A 16,386-nucleotide genomic window follows, 5' to 3' on the forward strand; every position below is an offset into this window, starting at 1 on the left:
CACCTTAAGCAGCTTCCTGAGCGCTTTCCCACCCCGCCCCTTACAAGCCTGCGATGCAGGACCATATCAAGGACGGTTCTTGCTCTGCAGCCTGAAACCTGCTGGCCTGTTTTGAACCATCATCACGCATCTAGAAAGTTTATCATCATGACCAATCACCATCATCATGGCGACCACCACAAAGCCACCCACCACGAGCATGAGCCAGCCGGCGCCCAGGGCCCTGCTGAAAACCACGATAAGCCTGAGGGCCATGAGGGCTGCGGTTGCGAGAACCATGGCAAGCCAGGCTGCGATGGCCAGGGCGGTTGCGGCGACCATGATCATGGTGCCCCCCAATCCTTGACCCCTGAATTCCTCGCCCAGAACATCGGCAGGATGGTCAACGAAGCTGGGCAAGGCCTTGATGACCAACAAAAAGGCATTGGCGCGCATTTTGCCCTTATGGGGTTTGCGCTGGCCCAATCCATGGGGGGCGCCCCGCGTGAGGCACTGGAACCCTTCGTTCATGCCACCCGTGACATCCTGACCCATGGCTCAGCGGAAGCTGCCCAGAAGGCGCGTGCCGCCCAGGGCGCCGAACAAGCACCCCAGAAAGAGGGTGAAGGTCAGTGCGGCGAAGGCTGCGGCTGCGCCCACTGACGGGGTAGTTTGGGCTGCTGTGCGCTGTGGCCAGGGCCTTTAGCCTGCCACAGCGCCCCCTTGGGAGGCAGCCCTGTTGCCGCCACACGCTGTAAACAATACCAGATCCCCTGGAGAGTCCCCATGACCACCTTCAACAACGCCCAATTGGACCACCTACCCTCTGGCGTCGCCGCCCCTGCTTATGACCGCGCCCAGGTGCGCCCTGGCATTGTTCATTTTGGGGTTGGCAATTTTTTTAGGGCACATTTGGCCCACTACGTGGACGCGTTGCTGAACAAGGGTGGCCATGATGCTTGGGGCATTGTTGGGGTCGGCCTGCGCGACAGTGCCTCTGGACGTAAGAAGGCTACGGATTTCGCTGCCCAGCAAGGCCTATACTCCCTGACGGCCATCGCCCCTGACGAAGCCCGCAGCGTGCGCGCCATGGGCCCCATGGTTGATTACATCCACGCTGCCCCAGGCGCCCAGCGTGAACACATTCTGGACTTGCTGGCTGCGCCGGAGACCAAGATCGTCTCCCTCACCATCACAGAAGGTGGCTACAACATCGATGAAGCTTCAGGCCGCTTCAAGCTGGATAACCCCGCTGTGGCGCGCGACCTGGCCCATCCGACCGAACCTGAAACCGTGTTTGGCTATGTTGTGGAGGGCTTAGCGCGCCGGCGCGCCAAGGGCCTTGGTGGCCTTACCATCATGTCCTGTGACAATTTGCGCCAGAATGGCAAGGTTTCCCACACCGCCTTCACAAGTTACGCCCGCGCCCGTGATGCTGGCCTGGCAGATTGGATGGAAAGCCATGTGACGTTCCCTAACGCCATGGTTGACCGTATCGCGCCGACAGTGACCGCAGAACGCGCAGCGGCCCTCAACAAGGCCAGTGGCCTTGAGGATCGCCAGCCTGTTTTGACGGAAGCTTTCACCCAATGGGTGGTTGAGGACCGTTTTGCGGCGGGGCGCCCTGACTTTGCGGCTGTAGGCGCGCAGTTCTCTGATGACGTGCCTGCTTTTGAACATGCCAAAATCCGTGTTCTCAATGAAAGCCACCTAATGCTGGCCACTGCAGGTATGCTGATGGGGCTGACCTACGTTGACGAGGCCATGCGCCAGAAGGCGTTGCTGGCGTTCGTCAAGGCTGTCCAGGAATGTGACGTGCTGCCCACGCTGAAGGCGCCACCAGGTGTCAACCTGGTTGATTACATGAACACCATTTTGGAACGTTTCTCCAACAAGGCCATGATGGACAGCCTGGCACGCATCGCGTCAGACGCCACCTCCAAGGCGCAGGTGTTCTGGACGGAAACCGTGCTGAACGCACTTGCTGGCAAAACCGAAACCAACCGCGTGGCCTACATGTTGGCCTTGCTTCTGGAGTATTTGCGCGGCCAGCGCACCGATGGCAGCCGTTATGAGCTCCAGGAGCCTGCCCTTTCACCAGAGCAGCTCAAGATTGCCGCTTCTGATGACTGGCGCGCCGCTTTGGCGCTGCCAGCCTTTGACCCTTTTCGTAGCAAAATGACGCCAGCTTTTGAAAAGCAGATTGTGGAGCACCGCAAAGCCATCCGCGCCAAGGGCGTTCCAGCCACCCTGCCACACTGAAGGCGGCAGGGGCTGGCCGTTCCTTAATAGTAATGTTGAGCCAGCCCTTGCCCCTTCCCTGATCGCTCAAGGGGTTGGGGGTGCAGCCAAGTCTGGTTGCGCCTTGAGGGCGGCTTCAACGTGGCTGTGCAGGGCCTGTGCTGTACGCCTGGCTTCCCCATGGGCGCTGACCACTGTGCAAGCAACCCCAAGCCCCAAAGGCAAAGCCCGTTTCATGCGCCCCTTGAAGGTATGTGGAAGGGCTTTTTTCAGTTCTGGGGCCGCTTTGGCGATGCCGCGGAGCTTGCTCAGTTTCTGGCCCACTTGGCGGAACTGGCGCCAGAGCTGCAGCCCTGTTCCTGCGAAATCAGCCATTTTGTGTAAGGGATGGTGTTCTATCCCTGGCAACGTCTCAGCCACATCACCATGGCTTGGTTGGAGGGCGGGGAGGCTTGTTGATAGTGCGCCGTCATCAGGGGCGGTAAGGGCTTGACGTTCATCATGTTGGTCAAAAAACTGACTGAAGGCCCGCATGCCTACGCCAAGAAGGCCGTTGCCCTCATGCAGGTGGGCCAGCACCGCGCTTACGGCTGCATCGCGCAGCTGTTCATCGGTTTTTCCGGGCGCTTTTAAAATGGCCATGCCCAAAGCCAACGTCAGCTCTGTGCGCAACCCCAAAATAAAGTCACTTACTGAACCACCCGTAGCCACCCACCACGTCCCCAGCGCTGGCACAGCGCCAAGTGCCGCTGTCACAGCAGCGGTGGCTGTCAAGCGGTGGCTGCTATGGCGTACCAAGCGCATGAGGAGGGCTGCCTGTTTGTCCTGCTCATTCAGGGGGGAGGCACGGTCTTCCATTTTGGCTTCAAGCCGTGCCAGGAAAGAACGTGTTCGCTCAACGCTTGGGCAGAGTTGAAGCAGAAGTTTCTTCACAAGGCGCTGAAAGCGCCTGTCCTGCTCAAGCGTGGTGGCTGGTTGGCCATTGGGCGCCTGCGACCAGGCAGGGGTTTGGTAAAGAGCGCTTGAGGAGGTCTTGCCTGAATCGGGCATGGGGGGGGATGGTGTGTGTGTCATGGCATGTCCATTACCGCAGCGTTGCAACCGTTATGTTGTAGAACAGTTTGGCCTGATTGGATGGAAAACACGCATGAAAAGTGGCTTTTTAAAAGGCAGGGGGCTGGTGGCGCTGTTGCTAGGGCTGGCTTTGCCACCACAAGCCTTGGCCCAGACAGCATCGGGGGGATTGGGCCAGGAGACAGGTACTGTGATGGCGCCTGCCCCTACAGCCACTTTGCCTGAACGGCCTGACGCCCATTTAGCGCATGTGACGGAGCAAGGGTGGGTGCTCAACGCCCATGACATGATGATAGCCCGCATCAGGCCTGACGGGACCATTGCTGGCCGTGAAGGGCAGTATCTGGGCCATCTCTGGCCGGATGGACGTGTGACCGACCCTGAGCGCTACGTCCTCGCTACCATGGACGCGACAGGGCGCGTTATGAGCTACCGTCACAGCCACTTGGGCTATGTCAGCGACCAAGGCATCGTGCGTGATGCTCAGGGCTTCCCAATAGGTGTCGTCCCAGCCCGCCACAGGGTGGAAGGCATGGTCATTTTGTTGGCTGGCCATGGCATTGAGTTTCCATAAGCGTTCCTGGGGTGTAAGGAACGGGCAGCTTTTTCAGCACCATGGAATGAAGAGGGGATGCACGATGGCCTGGCGAAAAGGGGTGGAAAGCAAGCGTTCAACCAGTGACATGGGTGCGGCGGGCGCCTTGGCACTGACCCTTCTCTTCGGTTTGGGGGCTTGTGGGCAGGCTGGAACGCAGAATTCACGCCAAGCGGGTGACTTCATGAGCAACCATCCGCTTGGCTGTGCCGTTCTGCTGCCATTCTGCCCCATGATTGAAGCCTACACCATGATGCCCCAAAGCGCTCCGCCCGATCAGGCGGACCCGGTTTTCAGCACGCGCCAAGCTATGAATGACTGCGCAGACCGCTACAGCACCCCACACCACGCTGAAGCCCTGGCCAGCTGCCAGAACAGCGCTTTTGCCGCTTGGGCATCCAAAGGCGGGATGAGCAGCCAAGCCATCCAGACCGTGACGGCAGCCAACACCGCGCAAGGCGCAGCTGTCCAGAAGGGGCAGCGCACGCCGCTCCAAGCGCAACTGACTTTCCAGCTGGCCATGGAGCAGGCTGTCGCCCAGACCCCCGTCACCTACCCCAGCAACCCCGCCATTGTGCCCAACAGCCTCCTGGCTTGGGAAAAGCACCAGTGCGGCGCGCTTTATGGTGGTTCTAAGCAGGAATATGTTTACGAAGCCATGTGCGACAACGTCGCCTTGGCAGGGTGGGCACGCCGTACCCACACATCTCAGGCGCGCCTGCAGCCCTTGATGGATGGCGCCTTGCAGGTCGCTTACCAGGAACAAAGCCAGAAAATCAGCCATGGCAGCGCTGAGGCCACCTTAGCTGCCTTGGTCAGGAAAAGCGGGCTGGACTTCACAGTGCCAGCCAACACGTCCGTCATTGGCGGCAAAGGGGCCCAAACCACCCCTGCCAAACCTTGATGAAGCCCAGTCTTCAGAGGGGGCGGGCTATAGTCATGGCGCGCCCGCGCACAGGGTAGCCAGGGTCGCTGTAACCTGGGCGTGAACTGTGCCCAGGTGAGACCAGGCTGTTGATGAAGACCTCGTCATCAGGGGTGATGGTGTAATCCAAACCAGCCTGGTAACCCTGCCACTGCTCAAAGGTGCGCGGACCAGCCAACACGGATGAAACGGCAGGGTTGGCCAGGATCCAGGCCAGCGCAAACCCAACGGCTGTTGTGCCACGGCTTTCAGCGTGGGCTTTGATTTTCTGGGCCAATTCAAGTGATTCAGCGCGCCATTCCGTTTCCATCATGCGTTTGTCAGCGCGCCCAGCACGGCTTCCTGGTGCCGGTTGCTGGTTGGGGGCGTATTTGCCAGTCAACACGCCACGCGCCAAGGGGCTGTAGGGAACCGCGCCAAGGCCGTAATGGGCGCCAGCTGGCAGGATCTCCTGTTCAGCTGTACGGTCTGTGATGTTGTAAAGTGGCTGGCTGACGATGGGGCGCGTCATGTTCATGCGGTCAGCCAGGCGGACGACATCAGCGATTTCCCACCCCCTAAAATTGGACAGGCCATAGTAAAGGACTTTGCCTTGCGCCATCAGGTCATTCACCGTGCGCAGCCCCTCCTCCAAGGTCACGCCTGGCAGGGCGCGGTGGAAATACAGGATGTCCACGTAATCAGTGGCCATGCGCTTCAAGGAGCGTTCAAAAGTCTGCAGGATCCATTTGCGTGACTGCCCTTCCCTGTTGGGGCGCTGGGCGCCAGCAAAACCCATGGAAGCGCCGCTGAAGCCGAACTTGGTCGCCACGATCCAGTCATCGCGGTGCTTGGCAATGCCTTTGCCAACCACCTCCTCTGTGCGGCCTTGCTGGTAAACGTCCGCTGTGTCGAGGAAGTTGAAGCCACGGGCATGGGCATCATCCATGATGCGCAGCGCTGTGGCCTCATCACAGGGGCCGCCAAACATCATGCTGCCCAGGCAAAGGGTGGAAACCTCAAGCGCGCTGGCACCAAGTGAACGGTATAGGTGGGGTGAAGTCGCTGTCATGATGGTTCCTGGGGTTGTTGGCTGGGATTGCGTGGGCAGGCCGCTGGTCTGCCATGCCCCTGCAGGGGGCGGTTGCGGTCATGCTAAGGTGCGCCAGCAAGTCGGTAAAGGCGCAGCAGGGGAAAACGCCATGAGATGCCTAGTGACAGGGGGGGCGGGCTATGTCGGCAGTCACACTGTGCTGGCGCTGCTGGATGCTGGTCATGACGTCACGGTGCTGGATGATTTGAGCACAGGCCACCTTAGGGCTGTGCCAGCCCAGGCAGCATTCCACCGTGCCGACCTACAAGATCTTGCCGCCACGCGCACTGTTCTGGCCACAGGCCCTTGGGATGCTGTGCTGCATTTCGCAGGCCTGTCAGAGGTTGGCACTTCCATGAAGCGCCCTTACCACTACCTGCGGGCCAATGGCCTCATGGCCCTCAACCTGCTGGAAGCGTGCGCAGAAGTGGGGGTAAAACGCTTTGTGCTGTCTTCAACCGCAGCTTTGTTCCCTGGGGGCGTGGTAGGGGAGGGCGCCACCCCAGCCCCCCACTCCCCTTACGGCGAAAGTAAGCTCTTCATTGAGCGCAGCCTGAAATGGGCAGAGCGCTTGCATGGTATGCGCCATGCCATTCTACGCTATTTCAATGCTGCTGGCGCTGACCGCCAGGGGCGCGCTGGCGAGGACCATCGCCCTGAAACCCACCTTATCCCTCGCGCACTTGAGGCCGTGATGGGTGGTAGGAGGCTGCGCCTCCATGGTTTGGACTACCCAACGCCAGATGGTAGCTGCGTGCGCGATTACATTCACGTTAATGATTTGGCCGCAGCGCACCTGGCCGCTCTGGATTTCTTGGAAGAGCGCTCGCTGACATGCCATGTGGGGTCTGGCCATGGGTTCAGCAACCTGCAAGTCCTGAGCACCATCAAACGTGTGACGGGGCGTGAGGTTCCCTGGGAACGGGCGCCCCGCCGCGCTGGCGATCCCCCTTCCCTGGTGGCGGACGCCAGGCGCCTGCAGGCCGCAACGGGTTGGCGCCCGCTCCACACAGGCCAGGCAGCGCTTGATGATATCGTGCGCACGGCCTGGGCTTGGCGCCAGGCGCACCCCCATGGTTATGGTATGGAACGTTCAGGGCAGCTGGTAAGGCTTGGGGGTGAGCTTGGATGAAAGGTAAAGCGGGTGCTTGGGGCGCCCATTCTTGCTGACCTCAAGGGCGTGAAGCGCCACGCCATTCCGCGCTAGCATCGCAGCGGCTTGGGGGCCGTGGCTGTGAAGTTCAGGGGCTTTGGGGGTGCCGTAAGCCAGAATAACTTTGTCGGCCTGTTTGGCCATCTCCAATAAATGGTGGTGGTTCTCAGGGCCTACGGGGTCTGGCGTCTCAAGCAGGCGTTTTTGGTCTGTGCAGCGGTAAGCGCATGAATTGCCCACCAAAATGCCGCCATAACCCCATTGGCGCGCGTAGCGCTGGCATTTGGCGACAGTGCGGTCATCACCATCTTCCGTGGCTACGGAAGGGTTCATCATCAACCACATCAGGAGGGGCTTTTTGGGGTCCCAAACGCGTTTGAGGGTGTAGCGGTAGCAATCACCCTGATTGGTGCTGACCCCGCCGCCTGCTGGCCCGTAAAGCGCCGTGCTGGTGACATCGCCAGTAAGGTTGAGGGGGCGGGCCGTGCCAACATTGTGACCAGGCTTTTGAAGGGTGCTGGGGGCTTCCGTGGTCATGGTGTTGTCCTGCCGAACTGCTGACACTTAGAAATGGGCTGATGGCGGCACGGCCAGGCAGGTTTGGTGCCCTGCCATCTGCCGGCAGCTGCGCGCCGCCTGCTGGCCTGAAAGGCCCCCAATCCTGGCACGCCAGTAGGTTTTGCCCTTCACGCGGACGCTGGTGATGGAGGCCTGGCCTGGTACACCGTACCTGCGCGCGCCAGCCACAGCCTGCTGGGCCTGGGCGCGCTTGAGGTAGCTGCCCACCTGCACGCTCCAATTGCCACTGGCGGTTTTCTGGGGTGGCGGCTTCCAAGCTGTTGCCGGCATGCGCACCGTTTGGTGGCCAATGCGGGTTGCACGGGTGGTGACGGCATGCCTGTAAAGGGGCTGCCTGAATGCCCTGTGGCCATAGGTTGGTGGCGTGTAGGTGGGCGTTGGCGTGTAGGCGCCACTGCTGGAACCACCGTTGTAGGAATCATTGTAAGCGCTGTTGTCAGCATAAGTGGAACTGTAGGCGGGGGCTGCGCCCCCCCCTTGTTCGCGCGCGGCCCAAGCAGCCCGCACGGCCGCAGCCGAACTGCTTGTGCTGGGGGTTGGGCCGTCATAGGCGGCATAGGAGCTGTCGCTGTCATTGTCGGACCCCGTCCTGGCCCGGCCATCATGGCGCGCCACCTTCAAGTCGGCGTCAGAGACGTGAACGGGGGATATACCAGCGATCTGGCGCCCGATGATGGCCACGTAACGCCTGGTTTCGCGTGGTAGCGGCTTGTTGTTGCGCAGGTAGCGGTCAACATTGCCAGGGCCGTCATTGTAGGCCGCCAAAAACCCAGGTGAGCCGTAGATGTCGTACATCTGCCTGATGTAGGCTGTGCCTGCCATGATGTTGTCATGGGGGTCGTAGGCATCGTCACCCAGGTTGTATTCGTTGCGCAGCTCCTCATAAGAGGGCGGCATGAGCTGCATCAGCCCCATAGCGCCTGGCGCGGAGGTGATGAAATTGCCGTTGCGGTCAAAAACATGGCCGCCTGATTCCTGGTGGATAACAGCGCGGATCCAGGCTTCAGGCACGTCAAAGCGCTGGGAGGCCTCCCTGATGTAAGGACCCCACGGGTCTGATGAGGAACCAGGGGCCGCATAGTAATGGTGGGCCCGGGCTTGATACTGGGCCTGTTCATCCAGCAGGGGCTGGCCACCGTCATAATTACTGCTGCACCCGCCAAGGCCCATCAGGGCTGCTAGCAGCGCCAAGGCCAGCAGGCAGGGCAGGGACGTCACGGCCGGGGCAGGGGAAGGCCTGATTGAATCTGAACGGGGCTGCTGTCCTGCCATGGCGGTGTGACTCATTGTTTCTACCTATCTGGGCAGCCTGGGCAACGGTTGGTCGGGCTGGCGCCAGGCTGCTGGCACTATAGGACGGTGGAAGCCCCCACGGCCAGCCATAGGCAGTGGAAAAACGCGGTTGCGCTGACCTATTCGCCTCACCAAGGGGGCGTGGGCTTTTGGCACGGTTGCTTGCCGGCTGCAGGCCATGGGCCTACAACAAGGGAAGATGGTGACGCCTCATCAAGGCGCGCCGACCAGCCCTTGAAGGAGAACCACCATGGCTTATGCCAGCCTCAATGCGGAACGCGTTGCCGCCGCCGCCAAGTCAGCCCTCACCACCCTGGCTGCCCACACAGGCGAGAAGAACGAGACCCACCAGCGCAAAACCATCATGATTGAGCGCATTGGAGCCTTGGCCAATGCCGCCGCCCAAAGCCCCAGCAAAGAAATCACCATGACATCAGAGGAGTTCTGGCTGCTTTCCAACAATTGGTGATTGGGTAAATGTCAGCCCAGCCTTGGCCTTGCTGGCTAGGGCAGCTTTAAGGTAACCAAGCCTGCCCCTCGCCACCATGGTGAGGGGTTTTTAGTTTTCCTGGCCGGAAATGGGCTGGACATGTAGGCGCCGGCCGTGGCGCTCCAGCCAAGTGCCCAATGGTTTGGCGATGAGGGGGCCCAGAACAATGACGGCCACCATACGCGCTGTTTGCATGGAGATGATGAAGGGGAGTGCCACAGGCACAGTGGCGCTGATGATAATGATGGTGTCCAGCCCCCCTGGGCTTGTGGCCAAGTAAGCGCTGAGGAGGTCGATGTGGGCCAATTTGGCAACGGGCCACGCCAGTAAGGCGCAAGCCCCCACGGTGATGGCAGCTGACATCATGATGGCTGGCAGGGCGCGCAGAGCGTGGCCTAGAACAGCGCGGTTGAAACGCAGCCCAATACACCAGCCGATGATGAGGTAGGCAGGCACGCGCAGCCATTGCGGCGGGCAAATGTGGAAAAGCCCGGTTAGCTGACCAAAGCCACCCACCACCATGGTCAGGAACAGAGTGGCGGCTGGGAATTTCATTCTGGTGCCGATGAACGTGCAGCCAATTACCAGGGCAAGCGTGGGCCACAGCGCTTCCATGTGCATGGGGGGGAGGGGTGGTGACTTCAGCCCCCCTGTTACCCACCACGCCACTAGAGACGTACTAACGGCGACCAGAATGACCCTAAAATAAAGCATGAACGCCGCCAGGCGTGGGTCAGCGCCAAAAGCGCCGCATATCATCACCATGGTGGACGCCCCCCCTGGTGATGCGCCCCATAGGGCTGTCGTGCCAGGCATAATGCCCAGCCAGGCCAGAAGCGCCCCTGTGCCAAAGCTCACCACGATAACTGAAAGCACCGTGAAGCCCATGAGCGCGCCATGGTCCAGGATCCCTTTGAAAAGAGGCCAGCTCAGGCTGCTAACGACAAGGGCGCCCAAAACGGCTTGCGCGCCGGCAAACCATGTTCGGCCAACATGCATGGGCTTACCGTGAAGGGCCATGTAAATGGCTGCGATCATGGGGCCAAGCATGAACCCGGCCGCCAAGTGAAGCAGCGCGAACACGCCAACCAATGCCGCTGAGAGCAGCAGCAGCAATCCCCATTGCTTAATGGCCTGCCCTTTGGGGCTGCATTGGCGCGGGTTTGGCTGGGTGTTTTTCATGGCGCAGGCTTCAAGGTGTCCTGGTGTGGAAGCCAGGCCATGGGGGCGCAGTCAGGCACCCGACCAGGGCAAGGTGGTGCGGGAAAGGTCAAGCAGGCAAGCAGGGTCGGGTCTTTCAAGCGTTGATGGCGTCCTTCAGGGGGGGAGTCCGCCATCAGTTTGCGTAATGAATGCTGCCTTGCCCTAGCACAAAACCCGCTTTGGTGGCAGGGGCGTTGGAACATGCCTGCCTCAGCCTAGCCACAGTTAAGGATAGGGCCCCGGTCAGCTCTGGCTGCTGTCAGGTTTGCGGCGGAACGCATCGAGGCTGACGACCTCCGCTGCCGCAGGGCCTGGTTGTTCTGGGGTCGTGTCAGCGGGGGTTATTGGGGTTTGGCCAGGCTGCTTTTCAGCACGGTTGAAGTCAGCGGTTTTGATTTCAGCTTCCGTGGTGTTTGAACTGGATGGCTCAGCTGCCGTGGGCTGGGGAAACTGCAGCACCAGGCCAATGGCAGGGTCGCTGAACTGCGTGATGGCGCTGAAGGGGATGGTGAGTGTGGCAGGCGCACCACCGAATGTCAGCTGGACGGAAACCGTTTTCTTGAATGGATCAACGTTCAGGTTGCTAAACTGGTGCTGCAAAACAATGGTGACGTCATCAGGGTAGCGCGCCTTCAGAAAGGGCGGCACGGTGCAGCCTGGCGCCTGGGTGCGGAAGGTCAGGTAAAAATGGTGTTCACCAGGCAGGCCCTCTCTCTGCACATGCTCAAGCGCCTTGATCATGACGCCACGGTAGGCCTCTGCCAGCCAGCTTTCATAAGGCAGGAGGCTTTCTGGCTGTTGTGGCATGTCGCCTGCAGGGTTGTCTGGCTGGTTGGGGTCGTCACTCATTGGTTCTGTCCGCTCGGTCCAGGGGTATGCTGCCGAAACACCTTGCCAACCTGGTCAGGCGGCAGGGAATGAGCGTGCGCGAGCACAGCTGCTCCCCTTGGTCTGCCCTCCTCCAGCTGGAATGGCAAGGGGTTGGGGCGATTCCTACCCCCCTCCAAAGGTGCCATTGTTGGGTGGAGGCCGCTGCAGAGGCATGTTAAAGCCCTGGGCACATGGCTGCCTTCCCCCACCACCTAGGGCAGGGCCATTATTCTTAAGGTGAGACGATGAACACTCTGTCCCTGCCTGCCGCCCTTCGTCACATGCGCTTTGGCACTATTGCCGTTGTAGGCGATGTAATCTTGGACCGTTACCTGGAAGGTGAGGTCAACAGGCTTTCGCCAGAGGCCCCCGTTCCAGTGCTTTCTGAAGGGCGCGAGCGGGCGCGCCCAGGTGGGGCGGCCAATGTGGCTTTGAACGCCGCTGCCCTGGGGTGCCAAGTCAGATTGGTGGGCCTGGTGGGCGATGACACACCTGGGCGGCAGTTGGCAGCGCTGCTTGCTGGCGCCCGTTTGCCTGGCACGGTGTCGTGCGCAGGCCTGGTGGTGGAGGGTAGCTACCGTACGGTGGTCAAAACCCGCGTTTTGGCAGGGCGCCAGCAAATTGTGCGCATCGATGAGGAAAACCCGCCACCGCCTTTTGGTGCGCCCCGCTCCTCAGCCCTTCATGAAGCCGTGCGCCAAGCGTTGCGTGGGGCTGACGTCATCGTGTGCTCTGACTACGCTAAGGGTGTGTTGGGCGATGACATCCTGGCGCTGGTCATGAAGGAGGCCCAGCAGGCCCGTGTGCCTGTGATTGCTGACCCGAAGCGCGCCAACCTTTCAGCCTATGCGGGCGCTGCCCTCCTTACCCCCAACCAGGCTGAGTTAAGGCAGGCTGTAGGAATGGATTCGCTTGAAAGCGACAGCGACATCGCTGAAGCCGCCCTTCAGGCCTCCCTGCAATTTGGTGGTGATGTACTTCTGACCCGCTCAGGCGCCGGCATGAGCCTGTGGCGGCGTGACGGCACGTTGCGCCATGCCCACAGCGTCCCTTCAGAGGTTTACGACGTCTCAGGCGCTGGTGATACTGTCATTGCCTCCATGGCGGCTTTTCTTTCAGGGGGGTTGGCTATGGATGACGCCATGCAGCTGGCCAACATCGCAGCCGGCCTGGTGGTGGGTAAGCTTGGCACCGCTAGCGTTTCCTTGGCGGAGATCATGGCCGCTTTCAGCCAGGGGCAGCGGGTGGGCATGGGGCGCGTCCCAGCCCTGGGGCCTGTCATCTGCCATGGCCTGGATGAGCGCGCCCGCCACCGTCTGGCCCTGTGGCGTCAGGCGGGGGAGCGCATCGTGTTCACCAATGGTTGCTTTGACTTGCTCCACCCAGGCCACCTCAAGCTGCTTGCAGAAGCTGCCACTGTGGGTGACAGGTTGGTGGTGGGTTTGAACAGCAATGATTCCGTGGCGCGGCTCAAAGGGAAGGGGAGGCCCATCCAGGATGAGAAGGCGCGCGCCGCTATGCTGGCAGCCATGCGTGGCGTGGACATGGTGGTGGTGTTTGGCGAGGACACGCCGGAAGGCCTTATCAGAGCCTTGAAGCCTGATGTCCTCGTGAAGGGTGACGACTACCGTGAAGAGGACATCGTTGGGGCGGATTTCGTGAAAAGCCAGGGGGGCTTAGTGGTGCGCGTGCCCGTTCTGCCTGGTCAGTCCACATCCAACCTGGCCAGCCGTGCTGGCTCAACCCAAGGTTGAGGGGCCATGGAGGGCAAGGCCTCAGGCCTGAGCAGCCTGCTGGCTGAAGGGGCCTTCTGGCGCCAGTGGCTGCTTGAGAAGGCCCTGCCCCTTTGGCATGGCGCTGGTTGGGACCCTGTGAACGGGCTCTACCATGAGCGCCTGTTTCAAAATGGACAGCCTGATGAGCAGGCGCCAAGGCGGCTGATGGTGCAGGCACGCCAAATCGCCACCTATTGCCATGCCGTGTTGGATGGCCTCATGCCCCCTGCTGTGGCCAAGCAAGCGTTGGCAGCATTTGGGCGTGTCCGCGCGCTTTATCACGCGCCTGATGGCCAACGGGGTTGGATTTTTTCCCGAACCGTGGCCGGCCAGCGCCAAGGGGCGTTTGATGGCAGGCGCGATTTCTACGCCCATGCCTTCATCCTCTACGCCCATGCCATGGCAGGGCGCGTCAGCCAAGGCAGCTTGCAGGAAGCGTTGCGGCTGCAGGCTCAAACCCTTGTGGAGGACATAAACCAGCTTTTTCTGGCCCCTCCCCCAGGAAGGGGTGCCACAGCCGCCGCGCTACGCCCACAGCCCCAGAACCCGCTGATGCATTTTCTGGAAGCCCTTCTTGCCTGCCAGGAGAGTTGGGAATCTCCTAGTGTAACAGGGAGCAGGTTCTTCACCCATTGGGCAGGACGCATCGTGGCTAAATGCCTAGATCAGATGGTGCGAAACGTCTCTTCCCATGGAACATCTAACCAAGCCCGGAACACAGGGTGGCTGGTGCTGCCTGAAGACTTTGTGGGGTGCAACTTCAACAGCCCTTGGCGGCCATCCATATCCTGGCGCGTGGAGCCGGGCCATCAGGTGGAGTGGGCGTGGCTTCTTCTTAAATGGCTGCGCCTGAACCCTGTCAGGGGCGGAGGTGGGGAAAGCACTCTGAGGCACCAAGCCTTGGTGAGTGCTAAGAGACTGGCGCTGCCTTGGCTTGAACAAGCCCACTTTCTGCCAGATGCCGTCACGCCCACTGGGGCCGTCATGGAAGCGGGGCAACGGCTGTGGCCACAAACGGAAAAACTGCGCTTGCTAGGGACGGTGCTGGCGGAGGATCCCTTCCCTGTGGCGTTTCCCTTGAAGGACACCTACAGCTACCAGGCCAGGGCTGTGCGCGCAGCGTTTTTGCCAGATAAGCTCAAGGGGGGTTGGATAGACCGCCTGGAGCAGCCAGCGGCCTTTATGCCAGCAAGCAGCCTTTACCATATTTATGGGGCTGCCAGAGGATTGGCATTGTTGTGACAATCAAATGTGGGGTTGCTAACCAGCCCCAAGGGTGCCAGTGGAAAGTGCTTGGTCATCCCCATCAATATGTTTTGAGGTCCCATGCTGGCACCAATTGTTTCCACAGCGCTGTACATTATGGGGGCGTTGTTCATCATTCTGGCCATGGTGGCGGCCTTTTATGGTTTTTTGGGTAAAGGGCCCCGTGCGGTCCAATTGCTTGTGTTAGCAGGCGCTGATTTTTGCTTGGGCATGGCGCTGGTCTGTTTGCCTGGGCTGACTATGCTGGCTGGTTTCACACCTTTGGGGCAGCAACTGCTTGTGGGCTTTGGGGGGTTGTGCCTGGTGGTGGCCGTATTCAGCAATATTTGGCTACGCAACCGCCTCAAACAGGAGCGGCCGCACCAAGGTTGAGGTTCAAGAAGGGCAAAAAAAGCGCCCATCCCAAGCAGGATGAGCGTTTCAGCCCATGGTGCAAACGCACCCTATAAAACAAACGAATTTAATAAAAACAAGGTGGGAAGGCTTCTGTTGCCCGGTGCCTTCCCAAACCGCGCTTATCGCTTACGCAGCGACAGCGAGCACCTCAGAGTTATCATTGGCACTTATCGATTTAGCCCGATAACGGCGGTACAATGCCGAACAAAAAATGAATCTTTACCGTGCGCGTCGAGCCTGTTTCGCCCCCATGGAAAGCCAAACCTTTTAAAGGCCGCTTTGGTATTGGTGGAGGCGCCGGGTACTGCCCCCGGGTCCGCTACACTTATTCCATCCATCGTTTATTGTCATAGTTAGCTAGAGCCAACACAAATCTTATAACATTTCCCCATTCTGAATGCAAGCTTTTCCAAGGAACATTCAACAGTCAGGATTCTTTCTGTGGCTGTGGCCCATCCAAGCCTTGGAGGCTGTGCGGCCTTCCGGCTAGAAAGGCCGGAACAATAGGAAAACGATTAACCTGGAGAGGCGCCATGGTTCTGACGGCAGAACAGCGTGCAGATATTGAGCAAAGGCGTGGGATTTGGCACCGCACCAGGCGCCCTACAGTCGCTGCCATGGAGGAGTTGCTCTACACCCCTATGGCGCGTTTGGATCACGGCTTTGTGCGCGTTGTGGATTACATGGGCGATGACAGCGCTATTGTGCAGGCAGCCAGGGTTTCCTATGGCACAGGCACTAAGCGTGTGTCAGAGGATGCAGGGCTGATTCGCTACCTTATGCGGCACCACCATTCATCCCCTTTTGAGATGTGCGACATTAAACTGCACGTCAAATTGCCCATTTTCGTGGCACGGCAGTGGATTCGCCACCGGACAGCCAGTGTGAATGAATATTCAGCGCGCTACTCCATCCTAGATAAGGAATTCTACGTTCCAGACGTGGGCGACATCGCACCCCAAAGCCGCCAGAACCATCAGGGGCGCGCCCAGGAACCGGTTTCCCTGGAAACGGCTTTGCGCGTTCAGGAGATCCTACGCCGTGACGCTGCCTCCTGCTATGGCGATTACGAAACCATGCTGGACCCGGAAGGATTGGGCGTTGCGCGTGAGCTGGCGCGCATCAACCTGACGTTGGGAATGTACACGCAATGGTACTGGAAGGTGAACCTGCATAACTTCATGCATTTCCTGCGTTTACGGGCCGACCCCCATGCCCAGAGGGAGATCCGCGTCTACGCTGAAGCCATGATGGACATCCTTAAAGCTTGGGTGCCGCTAACAGCCGCCGCTTTTGAAGAATACCGCCTGGGCGCGCGCACCTTCTCAGCCACCATGCTCAAAGTGTTGCGCGCTGCCCTGGCTGGGGAAGAAGTGTGCCAGGAAAGCTCAGGTCTGAGTAAGCGTGAATGGCAGGAAATGAACGCTCTTCTCGATGGCCATCTGGAAAAACGCTCCTGAGCATGGGGAGCGGCT

16 protein-coding genes and 1 other RNA gene are annotated in these 16,386 nt (G+C 60.1%); 10 read left to right on the top strand and 7 right to left on the bottom strand.

Annotated features, from left to right (window positions below; all coding sequences use genetic code 11):
* Positions 1-147: 147 nt before the first annotated feature.
* Positions 148-642, top strand: coding sequence for a hypothetical protein (locus E3E12_RS04700; RefSeq protein ID WP_141443298.1), 495 nt, complete (start codon positions 148-150; stop codon positions 640-642).
* Positions 643-765: 123 nt separating this feature from the next.
* Complete coding sequence (locus tag E3E12_RS04705; RefSeq protein WP_141443299.1) at positions 766-2,241, top strand: mannitol dehydrogenase family protein; 1,476 nt, start codon at positions 766-768, stop codon at positions 2,239-2,241.
* A 66-nt stretch (positions 2,242-2,307) separates the two neighbouring features.
* Here E3E12_RS04705 and E3E12_RS04710 read toward each other — a convergent pair whose 3' ends face one another.
* Entirely contained in the window at positions 2,308-3,294 is a 987-nt protein-coding gene (locus tag E3E12_RS04710) for a hypothetical protein (protein ID WP_141443300.1), read from the bottom strand.
* A 73-nt stretch (positions 3,295-3,367) separates the two neighbouring features.
* Between E3E12_RS04710 and E3E12_RS04715 the strand changes: the two genes are divergently transcribed.
* On the top strand, positions 3,368-3,868 hold the full coding sequence (locus E3E12_RS04715) for a 5-fold beta-flower protein (protein WP_149498260.1): 501 nt from the start codon (positions 3,368-3,370) through the stop codon (positions 3,866-3,868).
* A gap of 64 nt (positions 3,869-3,932) precedes the next feature.
* Positions 3,933-4,793 (top strand): hypothetical protein, encoded by an 861-nt coding sequence (locus E3E12_RS04720; RefSeq protein ID WP_149498262.1) that lies wholly within the window; start codon positions 3,933-3,935, stop codon positions 4,791-4,793.
* 13 nt (positions 4,794-4,806) lie between these two features.
* Here E3E12_RS04720 and E3E12_RS04725 read toward each other — a convergent pair whose 3' ends face one another.
* Entirely contained in the window at positions 4,807-5,865 is a 1,059-nt protein-coding gene (locus E3E12_RS04725; protein ID WP_141443303.1) for an aldo/keto reductase, read from the bottom strand.
* 130 nt (positions 5,866-5,995) lie between these two features.
* On the opposite strand from E3E12_RS04725, the gene galE reads away from it, so the two are divergent.
* Positions 5,996-7,018 (top strand): UDP-glucose 4-epimerase GalE, encoded by a 1,023-nt coding sequence (galE, locus tag E3E12_RS04730; RefSeq protein WP_141444087.1) that lies wholly within the window; start codon positions 5,996-5,998, stop codon positions 7,016-7,018.
* On the opposite strand, the gene E3E12_RS04735 is transcribed toward galE, so the two are convergent.
* Positions 6,980-7,576: a DUF1643 domain-containing protein gene (locus E3E12_RS04735; protein WP_141443304.1), complete on the bottom strand. Its 597-nt coding sequence runs from the start codon at positions 7,574-7,576 to the stop codon at positions 6,980-6,982. The two genes, galE and E3E12_RS04735, sit on opposite strands and share 39 nt — an antisense overlap.
* 27 nt (positions 7,577-7,603) lie before the next feature.
* Positions 7,604-8,905, bottom strand: coding sequence for a lytic transglycosylase domain-containing protein (locus tag E3E12_RS04740; RefSeq protein ID WP_141443305.1), 1,302 nt, complete (start codon positions 8,903-8,905; stop codon positions 7,604-7,606).
* A 256-nt stretch (positions 8,906-9,161) separates the two neighbouring features.
* On the opposite strand from E3E12_RS04740, the gene E3E12_RS04745 reads away from it, so the two are divergent.
* Entirely contained in the window at positions 9,162-9,380 is a 219-nt protein-coding gene (locus E3E12_RS04745; protein ID WP_141443306.1) for a hypothetical protein, read from the top strand.
* Positions 9,381-9,470: 90 nt separating this feature from the next.
* Here the strand turns inward: E3E12_RS04745 and E3E12_RS04750 are convergent, their stop codons facing one another.
* Together E3E12_RS04750 and E3E12_RS04755 are read right to left on the bottom strand one after the other, a co-directional pair.
* Positions 9,471-10,583, bottom strand: a complete 1,113-nt coding sequence (locus E3E12_RS04750) for an AbrB family transcriptional regulator (protein ID WP_141443307.1) — start codon at positions 10,581-10,583, stop codon at positions 9,471-9,473.
* Between the two features lie 264 nt (positions 10,584-10,847).
* Entirely contained in the window at positions 10,848-11,453 is a 606-nt protein-coding gene (locus E3E12_RS04755) for an SspB family protein (protein ID WP_141443308.1), read from the bottom strand.
* A 266-nt stretch (positions 11,454-11,719) separates the two neighbouring features.
* Here E3E12_RS04755 and rfaE2 point away from each other — a divergent pair, with 266 nt between their 5' ends.
* The 3 genes from rfaE2 to E3E12_RS04770 all read left to right on the top strand — a co-directional run bounded on the left by rfaE2 (position 11,720) and on the right by E3E12_RS04770 (position 14,887).
* Positions 11,720-13,228, top strand: a complete 1,509-nt coding sequence (gene rfaE2 / locus E3E12_RS04760; RefSeq protein ID WP_206338636.1) for a D-glycero-beta-D-manno-heptose 1-phosphate adenylyltransferase — start codon at positions 11,720-11,722, stop codon at positions 13,226-13,228.
* 6 nt (positions 13,229-13,234) lie between these two features.
* On the top strand, positions 13,235-14,491 hold the full coding sequence (locus E3E12_RS04765) for an AGE family epimerase/isomerase (protein ID WP_141443309.1): 1,257 nt from the start codon (positions 13,235-13,237) through the stop codon (positions 14,489-14,491).
* An 84-nt stretch (positions 14,492-14,575) separates the two neighbouring features.
* Positions 14,576-14,887, top strand: a complete 312-nt coding sequence (locus tag E3E12_RS04770) for a hypothetical protein (protein WP_141443310.1) — start codon at positions 14,576-14,578, stop codon at positions 14,885-14,887.
* Positions 14,888-14,990: 103 nt separating this feature from the next.
* Here the strand turns inward: E3E12_RS04770 and ssrA are convergent.
* Positions 14,991-15,318, bottom strand: a transfer-messenger RNA (tmRNA) gene (gene ssrA / locus E3E12_RS04775).
* A gap of 126 nt (positions 15,319-15,444) precedes the next feature.
* Here ssrA and thyX point away from each other — a divergent pair.
* Positions 15,445-16,371 carry an FAD-dependent thymidylate synthase gene (gene thyX, locus E3E12_RS04780; protein ID WP_141443311.1) on the top strand — a complete coding sequence of 309 codons (927 nt, stop codon included), beginning with the start codon at positions 15,445-15,447 and terminating at the stop codon, positions 16,369-16,371.
* The last annotated feature ends 15 nt before the right edge of the window (positions 16,372-16,386 follow it).

Origin of the sequence: Formicincola oecophyllae, from assembly GCF_006542395.2 — a bacterium.
In the GTDB taxonomy this organism is placed as follows: Bacteria; Pseudomonadota; Alphaproteobacteria; order Acetobacterales; family Acetobacteraceae; genus Formicincola; species Formicincola oecophyllae.